Source organism: Clostridioides sp. ZZV14-6154, assembly GCF_020657785.1.
GTDB lineage: Bacteria > Bacillota > Clostridia > Peptostreptococcales > Peptostreptococcaceae > Clostridioides.
In genome coordinates this window covers 358,183-376,523 of record NZ_JAGWCY010000002.1, presented here as the reverse complement: position 1 = coordinate 376,523, position 18,341 = coordinate 358,183, and the positions used below count along the sequence as shown (strand labels likewise).

The window sequence follows — 18,341 nt, the reverse complement described above, 5'->3', positions numbered from 1 at the left end:
TCCACAGAAAATTTTTTCTATGGATTGTATACCTCAAGATTTTATAATGTTATAACTTGGTCCACACCTGCACCACCTAAACAAGCATATAAATTTGGGAAACATCCAATTGTAGCTCCATCAACCAAGTTATCCTCTATACCTCTTTCTATAGCACACTGGTCACAAGCCATTATTATCATATCTGTCTTTTCATGTAATTTACTTAATCTTTCTCCTACTGGATTATCTTTAGACAAAAATAAGGTGTTATCCATAAAGAAAAACATACCTAAGACATCTACTCCATGAGTTCCTTGTTCTAATTGTGGTATTATCATTTTGTCTAGAATTTTATGTGCGTTAGTACTACTAAAAATATAAGCTACTTTCATTTTTATTCCCCCTATACTTTTTCATCTAAATTTTATACAAAATTTTACATATGTAATTATATTATAAGTTTATTCGTATTTATCTGTAAAATTGATAATAACTATATTATGAAAGTTGTATATAGCGTTTATCTATATTTATTCAATTACTTTTTTATTATTTTGTCTTTTCAGTTAACTTTAATAAATAAAAAATAGATTACTTAAATTTATCTAACTTATTTAAGTAATCTATTTTAATTATTTATCATATTATTAAATTAAATCTATTTTAATACTTTTTTATATATTTCTTAAGTTTTTCATACTTATATCAAGAGCTTTTACTGAGTGTGTAAGCGCTCCCACAGAGACAACATCAACACCAATTTTTCCTATAGATTCTATTGTATCTAAATTTACATTTCCAGAAAACTCTACAACTGCTCTCCCATCTATCATTTCTACAGCCTTTTTTGCTGTCTCCAAATTCATATTATCTAACATTATTATATCTGCTTTAGCCTCTATAGCTTCTTTTACCATCTCTAGAGTTTCCACTTCTACCTCTATTTTTCTGACAAAAGAAGTGTTTTTTCTAGCTAATTCAACTGCATTTTTAACACTACCTGCAGCTCCAATATGATTATCTTTGAGTAATATTCCATCAGATAAATTAAATCTATGATTGCATCCTCCACCTACTTTTACAGAATATTTATCTAAAATTCTAAGATTAGGTATTGTTTTTCTACTATCCAATAGTTTAGTATTTGTACCTTCAAGTTTTTCCACATACATGCTTGTAGTAGTAGCTATTCCGCTCATTCTTTGTAAATAATTTAAAGCTACACGTTCTCCCACAAGTAAGTTTCTAGTATTTCCAGTTAATACAGCTATCTTTTCACCATTATTTACCCTATCGCCATCATTTTTATACAACTCTATCTCTACATCTCCAAGTATTTCAAAAACCCTTTTAAACACACCTAAACCTGCTATTATACCATCTTGTTTACAAATTAAATCTACAGTAGACTTAGAATTTTCATCTACAATAGAATTAGTTGTTATATCCTCACTTGGAACATCTTCTATTAAAGCATCTTGTATCATTTTATCAATAATCAAATAATTCATCACCAAAATCCTCACTTGTTCTTTCTATTTCTTTTATAACTAATATTTTATTCTCTTCCTTTACTTTTTCCACATCCACATCTATATTTGGTACATCTATAAACTTCACTTCTATACTACCTATAACTGAGTTTATATTTTTAGCTGCTCTTTTTGAAAATACAAGACCTTCAAGTAGTGAATTGCTTGCTAGTCGATTAGCTCCATGAACACCTGTACAACTAATTTCACCTACTGCATATAGGTTCTCCATAGATGTTTTTGAATCTAAATCAACATGTATTCCCCCCATAAAATAATGTTGTGCAGGAGATACCTTTATGTATTCTTTGGTTATATCTGTTCCTCTATTTAAACATTCATTGTATATAAAAGAAAATCTATTGATTAAATATTCACTATCTAAGTGTGTTGCATCTAAGTATACATAAGGTAAATCATCTTTTTCCATTTGTTCAAAAATAGCTTTTGAAACTACATCTCTTGGAAGAAGTTCATCTACAAATCTTTCTTTGTTTTTGTTTAAAAGTTTAGCTCCTTCTCCTCTTAAAGATTCAGATATAAGCATCCTTCTGCCTTCACTATTTTCTTCATAGAAAGCTGTTGGGTGTATTTGAATATATTCTAAATTTTCTATTTTAATATTATTTCTTAATGCTATGGCAATTCCATCACCTGTAAGGTGTCTTTGATTAGTAGAATTTTTAAAAAGTCCACCAATTCCACCTGTAGCTAAAACTACTACCTTTGAAAAGATATGAATTTCTTTTTGAGACTTAAAAATTCTAGCTCCTACACACTTATTACCATCTTTTAATATATCTAAAAGATAAGCATCTTCTATAAGAGTTATATTTTCTCTAGTTTTAGCTTCTTTTAATAGAGTCTTAAAAACAACCTCTCCTGTATTATCTTTGCTATGAACTATTCTATTTACGCTATGAGCTCCCTCTCTTGTATAATCTATCTCTCCATTTTCTTTGTCTAAAGGCATACCATAGTCTACTATTTGACCTACATTTTCTATAGATTCATCTGCAAGAACTTTGACTGCTTCGACCCTATTTTTATACTGACCAGCCTTCATTGTATCTTCTACAAAAGACTCTATATCATCAATATTTCTAGCAGTCGAAATTCCACCTTGTGCAAGATATGTATTATTGTTTTCAATTGTAGATTTTGATACTACTAACACATTTAAATTTTTATCCAAATTTAATGCACAATATAATCCCGAAACACCACTTCCAATTATTAAAACATCCTGTTCTAAATTCATAAGTCTATCCCTCTATCCTTCTGCTAATCTGTGCATATTAAGCAGTGAACTTAAAGCTTTTTCCATAATTTCATCTTCTACAATAACTTCGTTTTCCATATTTTTAAGAGTACTATACAAATTCTCTAATGTCGTTTTTTTCATATCTGTACATAGTATTCTTCCACCTGGAATATAAAAATTTTTATTAGGATTGTTTTTCTTTAATTCATGTAAGATACCCTCTTCAGTTGCTATTATAAAATCTGTATTTTTGCTGTTAGTAGCATATTTTATTATTCCTGATGTACTCCCTACATAATCTCCTAAGTCTCTTATTTCTTTTTTACATTCTGGATGTACCAATACTTCTGCATCTTTATACTTTTCTTTCAATTCAATTATTTCTTCAATTTTTATATTGTTGTGATATTTACAATATCCATCCCAAAATATAAATTCTTTATTAGGGAATTTTTCTGCAATATATCCTCCTAGGTTCTTGTCTGGAAGGAATATAATTTCTTTATTATCTATGTTTTCTAATATTTTAATTGCACTAGATGATGTAACTGAAACATCACAATGTGCTTTAACTTTAGCTGTAGAGTTTATATAACATACAACCAAAGCATTTGGATACTGTTGTTTTAGTTTTATCACGCCTTCTTCATCTACCATATCTGCCATAGCACATCCAGCGTTACTTACTGGCATCAATACAGTTTTTTCAGGTGATAATATCTTAGCACTTTCTCCCATAAATCTCACACCACAAAATACAACCACTTCTTCTTTACAATCTCTAGCAATTTCACTTAAGTAATACGAATCTCCAACTGCATCTGCTAATTCTTGTATTTCTGGTGGTTGATAAAAATGAGCAAGTATTATTGCATTTTTTTCTTTCTTTAGCTCTTTGATTTGATATGTTAAATCTTTATCCATAATTGCACCGCTTTCTATATGTACTAGTGTATATACACCTGTAAATTCATTATATCACTTGACTATTTTTTCTTCAAGAATTTTAGACCTCTTAATATTGTTAAGATATAGACACTTACACTATCAATTGATTTATCATTTTTTCATAGCTATTTAAATTATTTTTTTGTATTTTTTAATTTTTTGTAGAATATTATCAGAATATTTTTTATATTCTTTCTTGTTATAATATTGAAATTTTTTCCAAATACATGTATACTAAGTGCATGATTATGTATATGTATTTATTTCTGAAATTATATTAGTTTTAATACTTTATAGAATTTGTAAGCACTTTAAGTATAAAATCTTATAAAAACTTACACATTCAGACAATATGTATACAGAATCCAAAAAAAATTTATAAATGGGGTGATGTTATGACAACATTCTTAATTGGTTTGGCTATTTTACTAATAGGAGGTGCTTTATACGGCGCTTATTGTGAAAAAGTATTTGGCCCAGATGACAGAAAAACACCTGCACTTGCTCAAAGTGATGGAGTAGACTATGTTCCAATGAAAAAATGGAAAAATAGTCTTATTGAGTTGCTTAATATAGCTGGTACAGGACCGATTTTAGGACCTATACAAGGTATTTTATTTGGTCCAATTGCATTTATACTAATTCCTATTGGTTGTGTATTGGGGGGAGCTTTACATGACTATATGAGTGGAATGATTAGTATAAGAGAAAAAGGAGCACAGATGCCTTCTCTTATCAGCAGATTTTTAGGTAATAAGGTCTTTCAAGTTTATAATATCTTCCTTTGCTTATTAATGCTTTTAGTTGGTGCAGTTTTTATTTATACACCTGGAGATTTGGTAGTTACTCAAATTTTAAATATGAAATCAACTATCAATAATCCAGTCGTTTGGATAGTTTATGGAATCATCTTTGTATATTATTTATGTGCAACACTATTTCCAATTGATAAAATAATAGGAAAAATATATCCAATATTTGGAGCCATTCTACTTTTATCTGCTGCTGGCGTTGGAATTGGAATATTTACACAAGGTTATGACTTAGCTAATTTAAGCCTAGCAAACTGGAAGGGCATCCATCCTAATGGAATTCCTCTTATCCCTACATTCTTTGTTACAGTTGCTTGTGGTATTGTTTCTGGATTCCACTCAACTCAAGCTACTCTTATAGCAAGATCAGTTTCAAGTGAAAAAGAAGGTAAGAGCACTTTTTATAATATGATGATTTTAGAAGGTTTAATTGCAATGATTTGGGCTGCAGCTGCTATGGGTATTTACAATAAAGGAATACCTAGTGAATTAATAGGTTCTCCTGATGTAATAGGTTTAGTTGCTAGAGACTTACTTGGTTCTGTTGGCGGTATTATAGCTATAATAGGTGTTATTGTTTTACCAATAACTTCTGGAGATACAGCTTTAAGATCTTTAAGATTAATGCTTGCAGATTACTTCCATTATGACCAAAAAGAAAAGAAACATCGTGTTATATTATCAATCTGTATATTTATTCCTGTTATAGCCATCCTTATATTTGCAAAACTTAGCGCTTCTGGATTTAATATATTATGGAGATATTTTTCTTGGAGTAACCAAACTATTGCTATATTCGCATTTGCTATGATTACAGTTTATCTTATAATCAAAGAAAAAAATTATATCATAAGCTTAATCCCAGGTATGTTTTATTCTTTTGTAATTTCTAGTTATATATTCAATGCTCAAATTGGATTCAACCTAAGTATAAACATATCATATATTTTAGCTACCATTTTTACTGTTTTATATGCGGTTTTAACTGTATACTATGGTAGAAAACTAAAAAACAAAACGGATACAAATCTAGCTAGCTAAATATAAATATTATTAGATTTTTATTAAAACTTTTAATTTTAAATAACTCAATAAAAAGAGGCTGTCTCAAAATAGAGATTAGCCTCTTTTTTATTAGACACATTAATAAATAAACAGATACCTTTTATTGGAATATTTATCCTATATATCTAATATAAATAAATAAAAGATTTAAAATAATCTACTTGTTTATATACTCAAAATAATTTTTTGGAGGAATACTTATGAATAATAAATTACATGAACTAGAAAAAAATTTACCAGAAACATCTTGTTCTTTTTGTACACACCTTTCATTGAAGGGGCCTAGCCTAGATTACAGATATGATATTAAATGTGTTATTTCAGATACCAAACCTGATTTTAGAGGATGCTGTGAATATTTTGAACCAGAATACACAGACTTAAATACAGGAGACTTAGACAATCTATACATAAACTTTCTTGAAACATGCCTTAAGGTAAACTATAATGATTATATTAATTCTATGTATTGGAAGTTGTTTAGAGAAAGAGCTTTACTAGAAAATAACTTTAAATGTTCTATATGTGGTTCAACTGAAAATATTGATGTGTATCATGTTAATAAAAATTTAGGAAGAGAAACTTCTGAAGATGTAATTGTTAAATGTAAGAAATGTAATTGTAAATAAGTGTATAAAATTTAAATAACTTCACATAATAAGTTTAAATAAAAAACTTAGGAGGTTATTTATGAAAAATAATAATTTAAATTGTGACGCTACTAACTGTGCTTATAATACTAGTGGATATTGTTATGCTGGTAGCATAAAAGTAGATGGAATGCAAGCAACTACTACAGGAAATACTTATTGTGCTTCTTTTGAAGACAAATATACATCTGGTATAACTAGTCGTTCTAATGACACTAACCAAGTTGATACAGATAATATTCACTGTGAGGCTGTAAAATGTAAATACAACAAAAATGAACTTTGCAAAGCTGAAAAAGTTCATATAAACTCAGGAAATGCAAGCTGTGAAACTTTTGAAATGAAATAATTTCATTGATACTTAACTATATAGTGTTTATAAAAAATAAAATGGAACCTATAAAACAGACACCTTTTAAAAGATATCTATTATAGGTTCTTTTTTACAATTAAATCACTATGTATTAGTAAATTAACATCATATAAGTTATCATCTTGAGGTAAACTTCACACCAAATATATCCATAAGGAACATAAATATTGGAACTCCAATTAATAATCCCCATACACCTAAATAATGCTCTCCCACAAGTAAAATAATGAAAACAAAGCAAACTGGAAGTTTTGTTCTATTTGACATCAACTTAGGATTTAATATATATGTTTCCACTGCATGCACTATACAAATCATAGCCAAAACACCAAATACTTTTGCTACCCCTCCTATATTAAGTGCTATTACTGTTAATGGAATTAGAGACACTATAACTCCAGCTACTGGAATAAGACCCAAAACAAAAATCATAAGCCCTAAAGCCCATATTTGAGGAAAACCCATAAATCCTAAAAAAATCATAGAAACAATAGAATTTATAAATGCAATCATTACTTGTACTTTCATTACATCACCAAAATTTTTTACAAAACTTTTTACAAAAAATACAAGAGAATTATAGATGAAAGATATCTTACTTTCTGCAAGTTTATTTCCAAATTTTTTAATATCATTTTTTTCAAGTAAAAGCAGTAAACTCAGTAAAAAAGCTAGTAATATATTTACCCCAAAACTTCCAACTTTGGTTGCTGCCGATGCTATTAACAACCCTGCCTGTGAAATATACTTATTAAAATCCAACTTTGAAACAATAGGATAAATCTTTGGCCCTAAAGACTGAGCAAATTGATTTACATCAAAATTACTTAAAATCCTGCTTAACTCTGTAAGTTGAACTATAATTATTGGCACAACTGCATAACTAATCAATACTAATAATATAGCAAATAATGAATATAACACTATAATTATCAATGAATCAGGAATATAGAAAGAAAATAATTTCCTAATTCTTTTTCTTATGGAAACCAATAAATTATAAAAAACAAAAGTCATTATAAATGTTAAAAGCACCATATTTAACATATACCAAAATGTAATTAAAATAATCACTACCACAGATATAGAAACAATCTTATATTTTGAACTATCAGATGTCAATTCTTTGTTATTCTCCACATCATAATCCTCCCCAAATTTTTACTACTTAACAATCAAACTTATTACTCTAATTCTAAAATCTAATTAGGATAACATTAAAAATAATGTATTAATTCTCCCTAATAAAACATTAAATTTTAGAGAAGATAATTTTAGATAATACATACTTATATCTAATTCTTCCTACATTATATATTTAAATCACCATTATCTATATCAGATAGTAAGTCATATATCTCTGGATATTCAAAAAATAAGCCTTCTTTTAACAATTGTCTTATTTCACCTGTACTTACCCATTTTATATCACTTACTTCTTCTTTTTGCAAAATTGCATTTGATACATCATACTCTTTTTTAACTAAATATACATCCCAAAGAGTATCTCCATGAATCATACTTCTAAAAATCTTTATCTCATCTTTAGATATATCAATTCCTATTTCTTCCTTAGCCTCACGAATTGCACCATCTAAACTTTCTTCTCCAGAAACAATACATCCAGTTGTCATTCCCCATATATTTGGCAATGTCTTTTTGTTTTTAGACCTTTTCTGGATTAAAATCTGAGAATTACTATTTACAATCCACACTTCAACTGCTAAATGATAATATCCTTCTTCAATAGAATTATCTCGCTCTATAACATTTCCTGTTTTACTTCCATCATCATTATACAAATCCCATAATTCCACTTTCAAATCTCCTTACTTTCATTATAAATTTAAATAAAATATAAATATATTTTAGTATAATTAATTTTGTTCATTTTTTATTACAATGCTTGATTTGCACTCATGTGTATCACTTTTCTTTTCTTTCCACTCTTTTATGTCGTCTATAATGAATCTATGTTTAAGAGATTTTGTATCAAACTTAAATATCCTAAACACTATTTGTAATACATATCCTAACCCTAAAGCACTTACAAGTGTCCCAATTCCTACAGAACCTCCTAATAGCCAACCAGCCACAAGTGCTAATATTTCAAGAATTGTTCTAACAAGACGTACAGACCTATTAGTTTTTTTCTGAAGGGCAATCATAAGACCATCTCTTGGACCACTTCCAAGACAAACACCTAAATATAGAAAGCTTGCTATAGCAGCTAATATAATTCCTATAACAACCATAAATACTCCTATATACGTATTACTTGCATGAGGTATCACTCCTGAAAATATTACTAAATCAATAAAAATTCCTATAAAAGTCATATTTAACAAGGTACCCCATCCTATATTTTCGCCAAAAACTGCATCCAATATAACGATTATAACACCTACTATTATGGATGCCTGACCTATAGTTATACCTAATTTTATAGATAAACCTTGGTGGAGTACATCCCAAGGCATCAGACCAACATGTGCATTAATCATAAGCACCGAAGAAATTGCAAATATAAAAAAACCCGAAAACAACCTTATCATACTTTTTAAATTAATTTTTCCCATTAAAAATCACTCCCCATAATAATAATAACAATAAATACCAATAAAATATATATATAAGTACAAAATTTTACAGAATTTTTCATTATTTTAATATATAATTTCAACTATAAAAAAAGTGGCAATCCATATTTTACACATCCCCACCTATATTCTAAGCTTTAGTGTAAAAAACAGATATACCACTTTTCTAGTATTTAAACATTTTTAGTTACTTTAATTAATTTTCACTATAAATTCTAGCTTCTTCTTCTCCATTTAGCACTCTAAGAGTTCCAAAAGCAAGTGATTCTAACTCATTTTCTCCTGCCATAATTTCTACTGGTGCTATAAATTCAACTCTCTTTTTAACCATTGAAGTAAACATTTCAGAATATGCAATTCCACCTGTTATAATTATAGCATCAACTTTTCCATCTACTACAGTTGCTAGTTCCCCAATCCCTTTTGCTAATTGGTATGCCATTGCTTCATAAATAATTTTGGCTTCTTCATTTCCTTCTGCTATCATCTTTTCAACTTCTCTAGCATCTACAGTATTTAAATATGAAACTATACCACCTTTACCTCTTATCTTTTTAGTCATTTCTCTTTCTGAGCATTGACCTGAATAACAAGCAGCTACTAATTTTGTAGCAGGAACTCTTCCTGATCTTTCTGGTGAAAATGGTCCTTCATCATCAGATAACATATCAACCATTCTTCCTTTTTCATGAAGATAAATACTTACTCCTCCACCAATATGAGCTACTATTAAGTTTAAACTCTTGTAATCTTTACCTCTATCTTTAGCATATTTTAAAGCCATTGCTCTAGTATTTAGTGCATGCCCTGCGCTTGCTCTATCCATTCCACAAAGCCCAGATACTCTTGCTATATCTATAAGTTCATCTACTGCAACAGAATCATAGATATATGAGTTTATTCCAAGTGGTTCTGATATTGCATGTGCAACAACTGCTCCTAAATTTGAAGCATGCTCAAGTACTGGTCTATGTTTAAGTACATCAATCATTTCTTCATTTACTAAATATGCTCCTGATTTTACTGGTGGTAAAACTCCACCTCTTCCAACTATTGCACTAAGAGATTTTAAATCTATATTATTTTCTTCAAGAATACTTAAAACTGCCTCTTTACGCATTTCAAATTGGTCTTGAATTGTATTATATTTTGCAATCTCCTCAGCTGGATGGTCTATCGTCTTCACAAAAATTTGTTCTTCTCCATCATATACTCCTATTTTTGTAGAAGTAGAACCTGGATTTATGGCTAATATTCTATAAGTCATACTTTTCTTCCTTTCACATTAATTTCTATAGTTTATCCTATATATATTATAAACTATTTGCCAATCATTTCCATACCTTCATGGAAAGCTTTTATATTTAACTCGACAAATTTTGGTTTAACATTTTCACTTATAATTTTTTCCCAGTCAATAGATTCTAGTTCCATAGATTTAACTAGACATCCTAATAAAATAACATTCATTATCTTTGCATTTCCTAACTCTTCAGCTTTATCTGCTGCATTTATCACTTTTGTATTTAATCTATTTAATTCCGCATCTATATCTTTTTCTTGATATTCAGCTCCTCCGATTAAAACAGTCATAGAATCTATTCTATGATTATTTACTAAAGCTTTTCCTTCTGGTTTTAGATAATTAAACCATCTTAAAGCTTCCATCTTTTCAAAAGATACTAAGATATCTGCTCCTCCAATTTCTATAACTGGAGAATGAACACAATCTCCATATCTAACTTGTGAAGAAACTGAACCTCCTCTTTGGCTCATACCATGTATCTCACTCATTTTTACATCATATCCAGCTTCCATCAATCCCATAGTTAATAATTTACTAGCAAGTATAGTTCCTTGACCTCCTACACCTACCAAAAGTATACTCTTAGTCATATTATTTTTCCTCCTTAACTATTGCTTGTTTTGGACAAACTTGTGAACATACTCCACATCCTACACACTGATTTCTATCTATATTTGATAATTTATTTTCTTTATCAAATGATAGTGCTGGACATCCAGTTTTTAAGCATAATTTACATCCTATACACTTATCATGGTCAACCTTACACTTAGTTTTAAATGGATTATCAAACTCTTCTATATCTTCTTTAGAGAATTTCTTAAGTACACATGGCCATCTTGTGATTATTACAGATGGTTCATCTTCTATAGCCAAAGCCCAATCTAAAGCTTCATTTACTTCTTTTAGATTATTAGGGTCTATAACTCTTACATGTTCTATTCCACAAGCTTTAACTAATCCTTCTATGTCAACATCTTTAGTTTTATCACCTTGTAAAGTATATCCTGAACCTGGATTTTCTTGATGTCCTGTCATTCCAGTTATTCTATTGTCTAATATTACTGATATAGAGTTCCCTCTATTGTAAACTACATCTAAAAGACCATTTATTCCTGTATGGAAGAAAGTTGAATCTCCAAGTACACCTACTAATCTCTTTTCATTTCCTTCTTTCATATTAAGAACTTTTTGAGCACCATGTGCAGTTCCAAAAGCAGAACCCATACACACAACATAATCTATTCCATTATATGGAGGAGCAAATCCAAGAGTATAACATCCTATATCTCCACCAACTATTAAATTTTTTCTCTTTCCAAGTTCATAGAAGAATCCTCTATGTGGACATCCTGCACAGAAACTTGGTGGTCTTGGTGTTACTAATTCAGCTTTATATTCTATAGTATCATTTGTTTTTCCAAATATAGCTTTTCTTAAAACATCTGGTGTCATTTCTCCATATGGAGGTATTACATCTTTTCCAATACAATCTATCCCATATGCTTTTATTTGTTCTTCTATAAATGGGTCGTTTTCTTCTATTACATATATTTTATCTACTTTGTCTGCAAATTCTTTTATTTTTTCATAAGGTAATGGATTTGTAAATCCTAACTTCATATATGATGCATTTTTTTCAAATACTTCTTTAGCAAAATTACAACACATACCTGAAGCTATAACACCTATTTTTGTATCATTTATTTCATAGTAGTTTAAGTCAGTTTCATTTGAGAATTTTTTAAGAATTTCCATTCTCTCTTCAACAACGCCTCTTCTTATTTGAGCATTTGCTGGAACAGTAACCATTTTTTTGGCATTTTTCACATACTCTTTAATTTCAACTTCTTCTCTATCATAGCACTCTACTAAACCTTTTGAGTGACAGAGTCTTGTTGTAACTCTATATAAAACTGGTGTATCGTATTTTTCACTTACTTCAAAAGCTTCTTTTATCATATCTTTAGCTTCTTGGCTAGTTGATGGTTCAAATAAAGGTATCTTTGCAAACTTTGCATACATTCTATTGTCTTGTTCATTTTGAGATGAATGCATTCCCGGTTCATCTGCAGTAATAAGTACCATACCACCATTTACGCCTGTATATGCATAAGTAAATATTGGATCCGCTGCAACATTTACACCAACATGTTTCATAGAAGCCATAGTTCTTGCTCCTGCAATTGAACCCCCTATAGCAGCCTCAAGTGCTACCTTTTCGTTTGGAGCCCATTCTGCAACTATTGCATCTTTATATGTTGCTAAATTTTCTAGTATTTCTGTACTTGGAGTACCTGGATATGCAGATGCATATTTAACACCAGCCTCATATGCTCCACGTGCAATTGCCTCATTACCTGTCATCAATTGTTTCATATAAAATTCCCTCCATCTACAATTATTAAATTCATAGTCCACCCAATTTGTTCAATGAAATTAATTATTTATTTTTACTTCTAAACTTTCAAGTGCTTCTTTTATAACACTTGGTGCTTTCTTACATTTTTCTTCTGAAACTGCACAAACTGCAAATCTTAATCCCATTTTCAATGGAATTGCAAATACATTGTGTTTAGTTAACTCTTCACATACTTCTCTTGGATTATCACATGGTATACTTACAAAGAAACCTGCTATATATGGAAGAATTTCTAATCCTACTATTTCAGCTTCTTTTACAAATACATCTGCTCTTCTAGTCAGCATTCTTTTGTATACTTCTTTTTCATCCTCATATTCTTTGAATTTTTTAGGGTCATTCACAATATTAGATAGAACTGCCATAGCACTTCTATTACAATTCGACCAGTTTGCTCTACATGAATGAACACATGAATAATGGAACTCTTCAGCTACATCTTCACTTGAAGATATACAAATTATAGCTCCCATTCTCATTCCATAAGCTGTAAATCCTTTTGACATACTAAAACCAACTAATACAAGAACGTTTTCAGGCAAGTTAGAAAATTTCTTAAAGAATTTTCTACATACATCATCATCGCCTGCAAAGTCAATATATGCTGAATCTACGAAAAATATTATCTTTTTATCTTTATCTTTTGCAACTTCTTTTGATAAGTCTAATATTTTATCCCACTCATCATCTGCAACACTATATCCTGTTGGATTGTGAGCTGGTGTATTTATAATTGTAAAAACTCTTCCTTGTTTTTCTGCTATATTCACAAAATTTTCTTTGAATGAATCAAAATTAAACTTTCTATTTTCATCAAACAATTGGTAGTTTACTACTTTTCTATTAGCTTCTTCAGCTATACTAACATATGGACTCCAAAACCAATCAGATGTTAAAACTTCGTCACTTTCATTTGTATAATTCCATACTGCTAGTTTTATTGCACCACTTCCTCCCGGTGAAGCTAATACTCTTATATGTCCTTCTGGTAAGTAATCTCTGAAAAATACTTTTTTAACTGCTTCTAAGTAGTCTGGCTGACCTTCAAGAGCTGCATATGCACCTATGTCACAGTTATCTAATGCTTTATATTCATCATATACAGTTTTCATTGTTATTAATTTTCCTGAGTCATCCATTAGAGCGCCTATTGTTGCATTTATTACATTATCCATACCTAAAGCTTTTTCTGCTGCTTGAGCTCTTCCAGATAAGCTAAATATAACATCATTTTCTTTTGGCCACACTGCATGCTTACCAACCATACTTTGACTCATACCATCACCCCTAAAATTGTATTTACTCTCACATTTATATTAAGCAATTAGCATGCCAACAAATTTAACTTTATGTAAAACTACTTTTGTTTAGAATTCTGATTTTTTTCACTACTAAAATTAAGTATTTAAGTTATTTTTCTTATAAATCTATGTGCTTGTCTGAAAAAATAAAATTCCACAAAAAAATAATGTTAATTTTTCTTAACATTCGTTCTGAAAAATTAACATTACTTCAAAATAATCTATATGTAATTATATCTAAATATTTTTATTATATTTTTTCCATAAGGATGTTCTACTTATTCCAAGAACTTGTGCTACTTCATTTTTGGAAAGCCCCTGAGCAAAAAGCATGCTTATTATTTTTTCTTCAACATATTTATTTACTTCTTTTATATCTATACTTACCTTACCATCATTCATCTTACTTATATCTATGACTTTATCTGTGGTTTCCATACTTGCTGTTGTTTCAACATTAAATTCTTCTATACTAGAACTAGGTACTGCTTCTTTAGCCTTAAAGTTTTGCTCTTTTCTTAATTTAATTTTTCCTGTCACAACATACTTTTGAGCTATTGTTTTTAGCTCTCTCACATTTCCAGGCCAACTATAATTATACAGCGCATCTATCTCATCCTTAGTTAGAGCAAAATTTTCATCTATACTGTTTATTCCATTTAAACCATCATCCTTTAGCACTTCATTTACAAAATTATTGAACAATGGTATTATATCTTCTCTTCTATCTCTTAAAGGAGGGATGTTTATCTCTAGACTACTTAATCTATAAAATAAGTCAGCTCTAAATGTACCCATAACTATTTTTTCTGTTAAAAATTCATTGGTAGCTGCTATGATTCTAATATCCAAAGGTATTATATAGTCAGAGCCAATTCTCATTATTTGTCGTTCCTCTATTACTCTTAATAGTTTTGTCTGAATATTAAATGAGAGACTGTTTATTTCATCAAGAAAAAGAGTTCCTCCATGAGCAAGTTCAAATAACCCTCTTTTTCCACCTTTCCTAGCACCTGTAAATGCACCTTCTTCATATCCAAAAAGCTCACTTTCAAGTAAGTTTTCTGCTATAGTAGCACAGTTTATGGCCACAAAAGGTCTATCTTTTCTTTTGCTTATGTTATGTATACTATGAGCTATAATTTCTTTACCAGACCCACTTTCTCCATAAAGTAGCGTTGTATAATCACTTTTTCCGATTTTTTTAGCTTCTTCAATAAATTCCTTAGTTAATTTATCTTTAAATAAAAAATCATCAAAAGTATATCTAGCATATAGACCTTTTTGATTTAAATCAAATCTTATTTTTCTTTCTAAATTTTGCAGTTTAGTTATATCTTGTATTATTCCTAAAACTCCATAAGTGCTATCATCTACTTTTATTAATGTTGTTCTAGTATTAACAATCAAGTTGTTTATATTCCTTATCTTTCTATCTTCTGCATCATCTTTTTCATGTAGACAATCTAATAGCCATCCCATTTTTGGAAATACATCTAGAATATATTTATTAAGTGCACATTTCCTTTCTACTTTAAGCATGTTTTTTGCACTTTCATTGTACAAAATTATACTTCCGCTACTATCTATAGCAATTACTCCATCTTTTATACCATCTAATATATTTCTCAATACTTCATTATTAAACTTTTCCTCGCCTAATGTATCTAATAATTTCTTACAATACTCAACAGCTTCTCTTATAGATTCGTCACTGGCAGTTGCAAATACACTATCAATACCATATTGTCTTGCAAAGGAGCATGCCAAACCTCCACCAACTATTACAACTTCATCTTTTTGGTCTCTATATTTTATAACCTTACTTCTTATTTCGTATTTGGATTCAAACCATTCTTCAGTTATTTCAGTACTTATGACATTTCTCCAACCAACATAATCAAAAGAAACTTCATTATCTCCAAGTATTAATACTACTTTTTTAGAATATCTCTTTGCCATTTCTATTGCTCTTAGAAGGTCAGTTGATTTCATATTCATGGGTATTACAGGTACACTTACTGTGTCTATTACTAAACTATAACCTCCACCTCTACCGATTATAGCTTGAGCACCTTTCTCAACAAGTATACGTCCTTGATTTTCCATTAAATCAAGATTAAGTATGTCGATTATTATAGTTCCATTTTCTACATCTTCTCTATATAATTCTTCTATTCTTTCTTTTAATTCAATATCAGAGGCTATAATTCCTATCTTCTTTTGCAATAAAATCACCTCAATTTTAAATTATAGTATATACTGATTTCTACCTGCTTTTTTGGATTTATATAGGTTTTTGTCTGCATCTTCAATTAATATTTCGACATCTTTTCTACTACAACATCTTTTTATACTTACTCCAGCACTTATAGTCACATAATTTTCTACTTTAGAGTATATATGTTCAATTCCTTCAAATTCAAGAAGTTTAAAAACTCTTTTAATATATATTTCTATCTTATCGATTTCTTCAACATTTATTGATTTTATAGAATCTACTAATATTAAGATTTCCTCTCCTCCATATCTAATTATGTGTTCAGTAATATCTATAAATACATTTTTTATAATATCAGTTACTTTAATTATAACTTTATCTCCTGCTGGATGACCATAGTTATCATTATAGCTTTTAAAATAATCTATATCAATCAATATTGCCATCATATTTTTATCTCTACCTTCATTGAATAAATTCAATTGCTGTTCTAAGTATCTTCTATTATATAGTCTAGTTAGTCCATCAGTTAAAATATCATTTTCCAATTTCTTATTATCATCTACAAGTAATCTTAAACTTTCTTGTTTTTGTCTTAACTCATATTGTTTATGAATACCTTGTGATGTTTTATAAGAATTGTTTTTTTCCCACTTATCTGAATACCAATCCATACTTTTATAATATTCAATTGCTAGTTTGAACTCTTTTTTCAATTCATATCCTTTTGCTATTAGACCATAAAACATCGACATTTTTTTAGGATTTAATGAGCTTTTTTTAACTAAGTTTAAACCTTTTAAATAATATCTTATTCCTTCATCTACATTGTTAAATTTTATATATAAATCTCCATACAACTTATAAATATAATCTAATTTAGAATTATATATAAAAACATCTCCAAAACTTTTATATATGTTTTTTGATAAAATCAAATATGCATTTACTCTTTCAAAATTACAAGTATTTTTCTTTAACTCAATTTCGGCTGAATATAAAAATATGAATGAATACAAATAATCTTTATATACACCTTCAACAACATCCATCAGTTTTATAGTTTTTTCTAAAACAACTTCTGCTTCTTTATTCATATCTTCTCTTAAATATGCCCATATAAGGTCTATTTTTATTGCTACTCTTTCAGTTGAACATACTGAATTATTATTATGTGCAACATCTAGTGCATTTTTTATATACTTTATAGCTTCTCTGTTATTCCCACTTTCTAAATAACAGAGGCTTATTATACATTTGCAAAAAGCTTCTATAGAATATAGATTATTTTCCTGGGCTAGTCTTAGACATTCAATCAAGTACTCCATACTTTTTATAAAGTTGTTAAATAAGTATAGATATACCCTACCAAATATATAATTTGCTCTACTTACAAGAACTTTATTTTTTAATTTTTTAAAAAAAGATACTTCCTCTACTAAGAGTACTACTTCAGATTTAGTTTTATATAATGCACTTATTTCTACACATAAACTCATATTGAACAAAACCAATAATTCATTCAAACGTTGTTGTTTTATAATTTTCTTGGCTAAAAAATAAAAATGATTTGCTTTATCATATTTTTTTATAGAAATAGCAGATAGAGTAAGATAAATATAAATCTTAGATATTATATCTGCATCATCTTTTAATGATAATTGTTTAATATCTTTTAGTGAATCCATCAAATAGTTATACGATGCTTCTCTATCTTTTTTTACATAGTTTATTAGACTAATTAAATATAAAATATATACTTTATCTTTAGCATCTATTTTTGTATTTAAAAGGTCTTTGTGATAATCCAAGATGTAGTTTAAATCGGTTAAATTTAGATAGAACTTAGTCAACATATCATATTC

Annotated in this window: 16 protein-coding genes; 3 read left to right on the top strand and 13 right to left on the bottom strand. The window is 28.9% G+C overall.

The annotated features are described in order from the left end of the window. Nucleotides 1-41: 41 nt before the first annotated feature. From saoD to nadA, 4 genes are all read right to left on the bottom strand, one after another. Nucleotides 42-374 (bottom strand): DsrE-related protein SaoD, encoded by a 333-nt coding sequence (gene saoD / locus KGF45_RS08190; RefSeq protein WP_227829271.1) that lies wholly within the window; start codon nt 372-374, stop codon nt 42-44. A gap of 282 nt (nt 375-656) precedes the next feature. Beyond that, nucleotides 657-1,493 carry a carboxylating nicotinate-nucleotide diphosphorylase gene (nadC, locus tag KGF45_RS08185; RefSeq protein ID WP_227829272.1) on the bottom strand — a complete coding sequence of 279 codons (837 nt, stop codon included), beginning with the start codon at nt 1,491-1,493 and terminating at the stop codon, nt 657-659. Continuing rightward, entirely contained in the window at nt 1,474-2,775 is a 1,302-nt protein-coding gene (locus tag KGF45_RS08180; RefSeq protein ID WP_227829273.1) for an L-aspartate oxidase, read from the bottom strand. Before KGF45_RS08180 ends, nadC begins: the two co-directional genes overlap by 20 nt. 12 nt (nt 2,776-2,787) lie before the next feature. Beyond that, on the bottom strand, nt 2,788-3,702 hold the full coding sequence (gene nadA / locus KGF45_RS08175) for a quinolinate synthase NadA (protein ID WP_227829274.1): 915 nt from the start codon (nt 3,700-3,702) through the stop codon (nt 2,788-2,790). 419 nt (nt 3,703-4,121) lie between these two features. On the opposite strand from nadA, the gene KGF45_RS08170 reads away from it, so the two are divergent. The 3 genes from KGF45_RS08170 (at nt 4,122) to KGF45_RS08160 (ending at nt 6,602) form a co-directional block, all read left to right on the top strand. Further along, entirely contained in the window at nt 4,122-5,579 is a 1,458-nt protein-coding gene (locus KGF45_RS08170; protein WP_227829275.1) for a carbon starvation protein A, read from the top strand. A 224-nt stretch (nt 5,580-5,803) separates the two neighbouring features. After that, entirely contained in the window at nt 5,804-6,232 is a 429-nt protein-coding gene (locus KGF45_RS08165; RefSeq protein WP_227829276.1) for a hypothetical protein, read from the top strand. A gap of 61 nt (nt 6,233-6,293) precedes the next feature. After that, nucleotides 6,294-6,602: a DUF1540 domain-containing protein gene (locus KGF45_RS08160; RefSeq protein ID WP_021385244.1), complete on the top strand. Its 309-nt coding sequence runs from the start codon at nt 6,294-6,296 to the stop codon at nt 6,600-6,602. Between the two features lie 141 nt (nt 6,603-6,743). Here KGF45_RS08160 and KGF45_RS08155 read toward each other — a convergent pair whose 3' ends face one another. The 9 genes from KGF45_RS08155 to KGF45_RS08115 all read right to left on the bottom strand — a co-directional run bounded on the left by KGF45_RS08155 (nt 6,744) and on the right by KGF45_RS08115 (nt 18,332). Continuing rightward, nucleotides 6,744-7,766 (bottom strand): AI-2E family transporter, encoded by a 1,023-nt coding sequence (locus KGF45_RS08155; protein ID WP_227829277.1) that lies wholly within the window; start codon nt 7,764-7,766, stop codon nt 6,744-6,746. Between the two features lie 170 nt (nt 7,767-7,936). Further along, entirely contained in the window at nt 7,937-8,443 is a 507-nt protein-coding gene (locus KGF45_RS08150; protein ID WP_227829278.1) for an NUDIX hydrolase, read from the bottom strand. A 60-nt stretch (nt 8,444-8,503) separates the two neighbouring features. Continuing rightward, nucleotides 8,504-9,205: a YczE/YyaS/YitT family protein gene (locus KGF45_RS08145; protein WP_227829279.1), complete on the bottom strand. Its 702-nt coding sequence runs from the start codon at nt 9,203-9,205 to the stop codon at nt 8,504-8,506. Nucleotides 9,206-9,422: 217 nt separating this feature from the next. Further along, nucleotides 9,423-10,493 carry a butyrate kinase gene (gene buk / locus KGF45_RS08140; RefSeq protein ID WP_227829280.1) on the bottom strand — a complete coding sequence of 357 codons (1,071 nt, stop codon included), beginning with the start codon at nt 10,491-10,493 and terminating at the stop codon, nt 9,423-9,425. Nucleotides 10,494-10,546: 53 nt separating this feature from the next. Then, the gene (locus tag KGF45_RS08135) at nt 10,547-11,122 is read right to left on the bottom strand and encodes an indolepyruvate oxidoreductase subunit beta (protein WP_227829281.1); all 576 of its coding nucleotides are present in this window, start codon (nt 11,120-11,122) and stop codon (nt 10,547-10,549) included. Between the two features lies 1 nt (nt 11,123). Continuing rightward, on the bottom strand, nt 11,124-12,911 hold the full coding sequence (gene iorA / locus KGF45_RS08130; protein WP_227829282.1) for an indolepyruvate ferredoxin oxidoreductase subunit alpha: 1,788 nt from the start codon (nt 12,909-12,911) through the stop codon (nt 11,124-11,126). 60 nt (nt 12,912-12,971) lie between these two features. Further along, on the bottom strand, nt 12,972-14,231 hold the full coding sequence (locus KGF45_RS08125; protein WP_227842180.1) for an aminotransferase class I/II-fold pyridoxal phosphate-dependent enzyme: 1,260 nt from the start codon (nt 14,229-14,231) through the stop codon (nt 12,972-12,974). 261 nt (nt 14,232-14,492) lie between these two features. Then, entirely contained in the window at nt 14,493-16,493 is a 2,001-nt protein-coding gene (locus tag KGF45_RS08120) for a sigma 54-interacting transcriptional regulator (RefSeq protein ID WP_227839279.1), read from the bottom strand. Nucleotides 16,494-16,505: 12 nt separating this feature from the next. After that, a complete protein-coding gene (locus KGF45_RS08115; RefSeq protein ID WP_413926590.1) occupies nt 16,506-18,332 on the bottom strand; it encodes a diguanylate cyclase domain-containing protein in 1,827 nt (608 codons plus the stop codon). Nucleotides 18,333-18,341 lie beyond the last annotated feature (9 nt).